Source organism: Streptomyces sp. NPDC051555 (assembly GCF_044454405.1).
Taxonomy (GTDB): Bacteria; Actinomycetota; Actinomycetes; order Streptomycetales; family Streptomycetaceae; genus Streptomyces.
On sequence record NZ_JBITDP010000078.1, the window covers coordinates 1 to 5,417 of the forward strand.

A 5,417-nucleotide genomic window follows, 5' to 3' on the forward strand; every position below is an offset into this window, starting at 1 on the left:
GGCCCTGTCTTCATGCACGTCACGGCAAGGTTCACCCGCCCCGGCCCCCGCGTTCGATCACATCGCGCTCATGATCGATAGGACAACGGCTTCTAAGGACAGGTACTGACCAGCTCTGACAGCAGCCGCGCCAACAAGCGCCTTCCATCCAGGAGACCCCACTACTCCCCCTTCAGACACGCCGTTCTCCTGCCCGCGCGCACGTTGACGCCACGATCTCAGCTGAGAACCCCCTTGGCATGACTGGTTGACGTCATGCTCTGCGTGGGCGGGCCGCCTGCGTGTACGTTCGGCCGTACCGGGGTGCGGTTTTGGCCAGCAGGGCCGCGACGGAGGCCGCACACCGGCACTGCCCGCTCCCTGGACTGCTGACGGACACAGGCCGAACGCCTCACCGAAACTCGGAGCACCCCGTGATCGACTCCAGTCTGCTCGGCTCCGCACACCGGCTGCCGCACTACTGCTACGCCGAGGCCGTCGCCCTGGTCGACGGGCCCGGCGGACCGTACGAGCCGGACGAGTGGACCGTCGACATCGCGGACACCGGCATCCTCTTCGCCACGTTCTACTACCGCCGTACAACCGCCCGGACCTCGGACCACCGCCACGGCTCCGTCCCCTCCGTCCTCTCCGTCGACCCGGTCGTCAACGACAAGGCCTGGCCTCACGGCGTGGCTCTGTCCTGGGACTCGGCGGACGGCTGGGCATACACCCCTCTCCGCGACGAGTTCAGCACCACCGAGGACTACTGGGACCCCCTGCCGGTGGACCGACTCGCTGCCCCCGCCGCGCTGCGCGCCGTCCTGGTGCCCCTGCTCGACGGCCGGGAAGACGACATGCCCGCATCCCCTGACCGGTGGGAGGAACCCCGGGCCGCGACCCTCTCCGAGTACCTGGATCACCTCCCCACACGGTGACCTTCAACCTTGTGGAATTCACCGGGCCCAGTCCACGCCCAGCGCGCCGAGGGCGGCGAGTTGTTCGGTGGTGAGTTTGTCGCGCCGGGTTTTGGTGTTGGAGATCCATACGCCGAGTTTCACGACGACCGGCTCCGCCTCGCCCTCGACCGCGATGTCCTCGCCGTGGGCGCGGGGGACCGGCCGGTCCGCGCCCTCCCGCTCCACCCACTGCGCGAGGGCTGCCAGGCCCCGCTGGAACGCCTGCTGTGCCTTGCTCGGGCCCTTCGCCGTGCGACCGGCGGCCGGGGCCGGAGGCGGCGTCTGGGCGGGTTCCACGCCGATCGCGGTCAGCCGCTTCTGCTGCTCGGGCAGAAGCCGGGTCCAGGTGGCCGGCTGCTTCTGCTGCTGGAGCCACCGTCCGATGTCGTCGCCGTCCATGAGCACGCCGGGGGCGATGTCGGGCAGCTGGCCGTCGGCGTCGACCAAGTCCGCGAGGACGCGCTGGTGGCGCTGCCAGTCCAGGGGCCAGGGGCAGTTCCAGTCCTTGTCGATCGCGGCGAGCTGCGCGGCCCGGGTCGCCGCGGTGTCCTCGTTCTTCCCGAGCCCGTTCTTGGAGCCCGTCCTGCGCAGATTGGCCATGAGCTGTCCGATCGCGAGTTGCCCGTCGTCGATCTCGCCTTCGCCCCAGATGGCGTCCTGCCGGGGCGCGAGGTGTCCGGTGGCCCGCCGGTAGGAGCGCAGCGCGGCGAGCTTGGCTTCCCAGGCTTCTTCGCCTGGCTCCCACACCATTCCCGCGTCCGGTGCGTCGAGGAGGGTCTTGCGCCGGTCTTCGAGTTCCCCGGCGCGCAGCATCTTGCGCTGCTGGTGGACCCATCGCCCGAGGGGGAAGTCCTTGGTGACGCCGACCGTGGTCTCGGTGTCGTACGGGACCGGGTACAGGCCGGTGATCTCGTTCTCGGCCCGCCAGCGGAGGAGCGCCTGGTAGCCCTCCAGCCATACCAGTGACTCGGGCCGGTAGACGCGCGTGCGGAGGAACGCGGCGATGGTGGCGGCGTCGCGGGGGCTGGAGAAGTGGAGCAGTGCGGACTCGATGGCGGTGTCGGCGCCGTCCTCCTGGTCCTCGCCGTCACCTGCGCCGCCCGTGCCGATGATCCGGCCGTCCTCGTCCCGCCGGACGTGGACCTTGCGCTGCCCGCTGGTGAGGGCACGGGAAGCGAGCTGCTCAACGAGTCGTTCGTCATGACTGCGGAGGCCCTGGAGTACAGCGACCAACCCGGCATACGAGGCGGAGGCGACCATGTCGGTGGGGTTCTCCCCGGGCTGGAGGAACACGGGCACGATGATTCGGGCGATCTTGGTGGTGCCGTCGCGGTGGGGGCGGAGTGCGCGTCCGATGTTCTGGACGATCTCGACTTGTGAGCCGCGGGTGTCGGCGAAGCAGATGGCGTCGACGCCGCGTTCGCCGGTGATGTCGACGCCTTCGCCGAGGACGCGTACGGAGGCGAGGAACGCGCGGTGGACGCGGTGCCCGGTGGCGTCGATGCCGTTGGCGAATTGCCGGAGTGCTTCGCGGCGTTCGGTGACGAGGTGGTCGCCGCACAACCACTGCGACCAGACGCGGTTGGGCGGGACGTGGCGGCCGGCCTCCAGCTCGTAGAACTCCGCGGCGATCGGCGACTTGGGCAGGCTCTCTGCCTTGGCCAGGGCGGCATCGGACGTCTCGCTAACGTACAGCTCGGCGGCGGTCTGCGAGAGCTTGTCCGCGAACGCCTCCGCCTCCTCCACGCGCTGGTGGAACGTCATGACGGTCTTGAGGTTGTGGCGGGCGGCGTGTTCCAGCAGTGCGGTCTGGAGCAGCGCGAGGCGCCGGCCGCGCAGCGACTCCTCGGACAGCACGAGAGGCTGCCGTTCCGGATCGCGGATCTCCAGCACGTCGATCTCGAACCCCGCAAGGATCTCCCGCTCGATGGCCTCGTTCAGGCCGAGTTCCGCGATCCACTCGCCGTAGGTTCCGTCCGGGTCGCTGGTCATGGACGCGATCTCCAGCTCCTGGCCGTCCGCGCCCTTTCGCGGCCGGGCCGCGGCCAGGATCCGCGGGGTCGCTGTCAGGTAGAGGCGGTAGTCGGCGGGGATCCGCCGGTTGTCGTGGATCGCCGCCCACGGCCGCCCGAGATCACCGGCTGTCCCGTGGGCCTCGTCCACGATCGCGAGGTCGAACTGCTCCATCCGCTGTCCGTAGAGCTGCTCCCCGCCCGTCAGGGCGGTCTCCAGTGGTCCGCGGACCTTCTCCTGGCGGAAGTCCTCGCGGTCGACGAGGGAGGCGTAAGTGGCAAGAACGACGACGGGCCCGGCCCCCGCCCACAGGCACAGCTGGATCGGGTTGGTGGTGGTGCGCACCCCCAGCGCCCCGAGCACCGGGTCGTTCTCCAGGGAGCACACCGCGACCATCGGCGCGGTGTGGCCGACCAGGCGCCATGCCTGCGCGGTCTGCGCGAGCAGGTCCAGGGTCGGCACGGTGACCAGGATTCGCCCGCCGGGGAAGGACTCCAGCGCGCACGCCGCGGCCGTGATGGTCTTCCCGGACCCCGTCGCGGACACGATCGTCGCCCGGGCCCCCTGCGGCGGCACAGACTTCCGTGCAGGAAATCCAACCCACTTCCGGAAACTCGACTTCTGGTCGACCTGGTGTTCCCTGAGCTGAATCGCAGACATTTTCCTGTTTCCCCGATCCCTATTCCAGTGGTTTTCAGACGGCCGTGTGTAGTCATCTGGACGGTGAGAACGGCGGTACGGACACCGTGCCGTCCTCGCCCACCACGACCCGCTCGGCGAGCTGCGCCAGGACCCTCGACGGGTTGGAGGCCTGCCCGATCGGCCGCCGCCCGGATCAGCCGGCCGGGGCCGGCGGACAGCCACAGCTCGGTCCGCAGTTCATCCCGTTCGTCTTGCCGCCGCGCCAGGTGTGCAGCGTGCGCGGACAGGACCGCCTGACGCCGTTCATCGCGCTCCTTCGCCCACTGGGAGCCCTGGACGTCCCGCTCCGGCTCGTAACGGCTCCAACCGCTCTGCGCCATCAGGTCCCTGACGCGCTGCCACTCCACGTGCTTTGCAGCCCAGATGTCGGCCAGACGCTCCGGCTCGTACTCGGAGAAGGTCCCGCCGAGCAGGGATCGCTCCGCGGTCTCCTGCTCTCTGACTGCCGCCTCCGCGATCCGTTCTGCAACCACGGCGCTGGTCAGGCCGTTTCCCTGGCGGCGAACCGAATCCCGCGCCACGTCGTCAGCACTCCACATGTCCATCAGTCCTTTGGTCTTTCAGACAGCCGGGTGCGGAACACAGGCCGCACCACGGTCGTTCCAGATCGAGGCGCCCGCCCGGTGCCAGCCGCTGGGCTTTCCGTCCCTGAGGGACGGCTTGTCGTCAGGGTCGTAGTGCCCGGCGTCGAGTGTGCAGACGATGACGTCCCCGTTGCTGTCCACCGTCCCGGCGGTGCACAGACCGCCGGCCTCGCCCAGAGCCTCCAGCGCCCGGCGCCGCTGAGTGGTCTTCGGGTGTGTACGCGGCAGGACGGTCTCCCGGACGAACCTCTCCAGCCGCACCAGGTCGGCCCGCTCACGCTGCCGCATGTCCGCGAGATGTACAGCCAGTTCACCGGCCCCGGCAGACCGGCCACCACGCCGTGCCCAGACCCGGTCCGCGATCTCGATCAGGGCCTCGCTGACCGCGGCCACGCCCTCATCCCACCCGTCCGCGAACACCGCGCCGCGAGAGGCCGGAGCCATACCGTCCAGCTCGACCACCCCGGACTGCGCCCCAGCGACCGACCCCGCCTCCAGCGCGGCCACCAGGTCGTCCGCCTCAGCCTCAGGCACGTCCTGGGCGGCCAGGAGCGCGAACAGCTTCAACCGGGCGTTGGTGCCTGCCGCCTGATACTGACTCACCCGGCGCATGGAATAGCTACTCAGCGTGGATGCATTTCCGGTAGATTCGCTGTGACCGGTCATCTTCTGCCGTTTCTCTCGAACATGAGCGAGATTTTCAGGTGGCCAGGACACGGCTACCACTTCCACCAAAGGTACATCGTGCATTGGACTGATGCACCAGCTATGCTGAAACCCGTACACGAACGAGCGACACACCCCCACCGCTGCCAGCTAGGCCCACACAGTGGGCACCCGGGGGCTGGAGGCGAAGCCGGAAGGTGCCTGATGCAGAGCAGTCGCAGGAACCCCGGAGCGCCGGGAAGAGGCCCCAAGGGTGGGGGAGCGAAGCGGACCCATCCCAACTATCCACAGGCTCAGACCCCGTGAAACGGGGTCAGTCCCCGCGCGGAGCGCGGGGACGCCTCAGGGCCGCGGAGCGGCCCAGTCCAGGTGGAGCGCAGCGGAACCGGACTGTCCGAAGCGAAGCGGAGGACACCGGCCCGAAGGGCCGGCCCCGCGGGGCGGGGCCCCGGCCGGGCCGCCCGGGGGGGCGGGGTGCACCGCCTGGGGTGGGGCCCGGCGGGTGCGCGGCGCG

The 5,417-nt window shown here is 69.9% G+C and carries 3 protein-coding genes; 1 reads left to right on the forward strand and 2 read right to left on the reverse strand.

Annotation, left to right across the window (positions count from 1 at the left end):
- The first annotated feature begins 413 nt into the window (after positions 1 to 413).
- Positions 414 to 917 (forward strand): hypothetical protein, encoded by a 504-nt coding sequence (locus ACIBEA_RS44060; RefSeq protein ID WP_399270128.1) that lies wholly within the window; start codon positions 414 to 416, stop codon positions 915 to 917.
- Between the two features lie 18 nt (positions 918 to 935).
- Here the strand turns inward: ACIBEA_RS44060 and ACIBEA_RS44065 are convergent, their stop codons facing one another.
- Complete coding sequence (locus ACIBEA_RS44065) at positions 936 to 3,611, reverse strand: Helicase associated domain protein (protein WP_399270130.1); 2,676 nt, start codon at positions 3,609 to 3,611, stop codon at positions 936 to 938.
- A gap of 602 nt (positions 3,612 to 4,213) precedes the next feature.
- Complete coding sequence (locus tag ACIBEA_RS44070) at positions 4,214 to 4,849, reverse strand: hypothetical protein (protein WP_399270132.1); 636 nt, start codon at positions 4,847 to 4,849, stop codon at positions 4,214 to 4,216.
- Between the last annotated feature and the right edge of the window lie 568 nt (positions 4,850 to 5,417).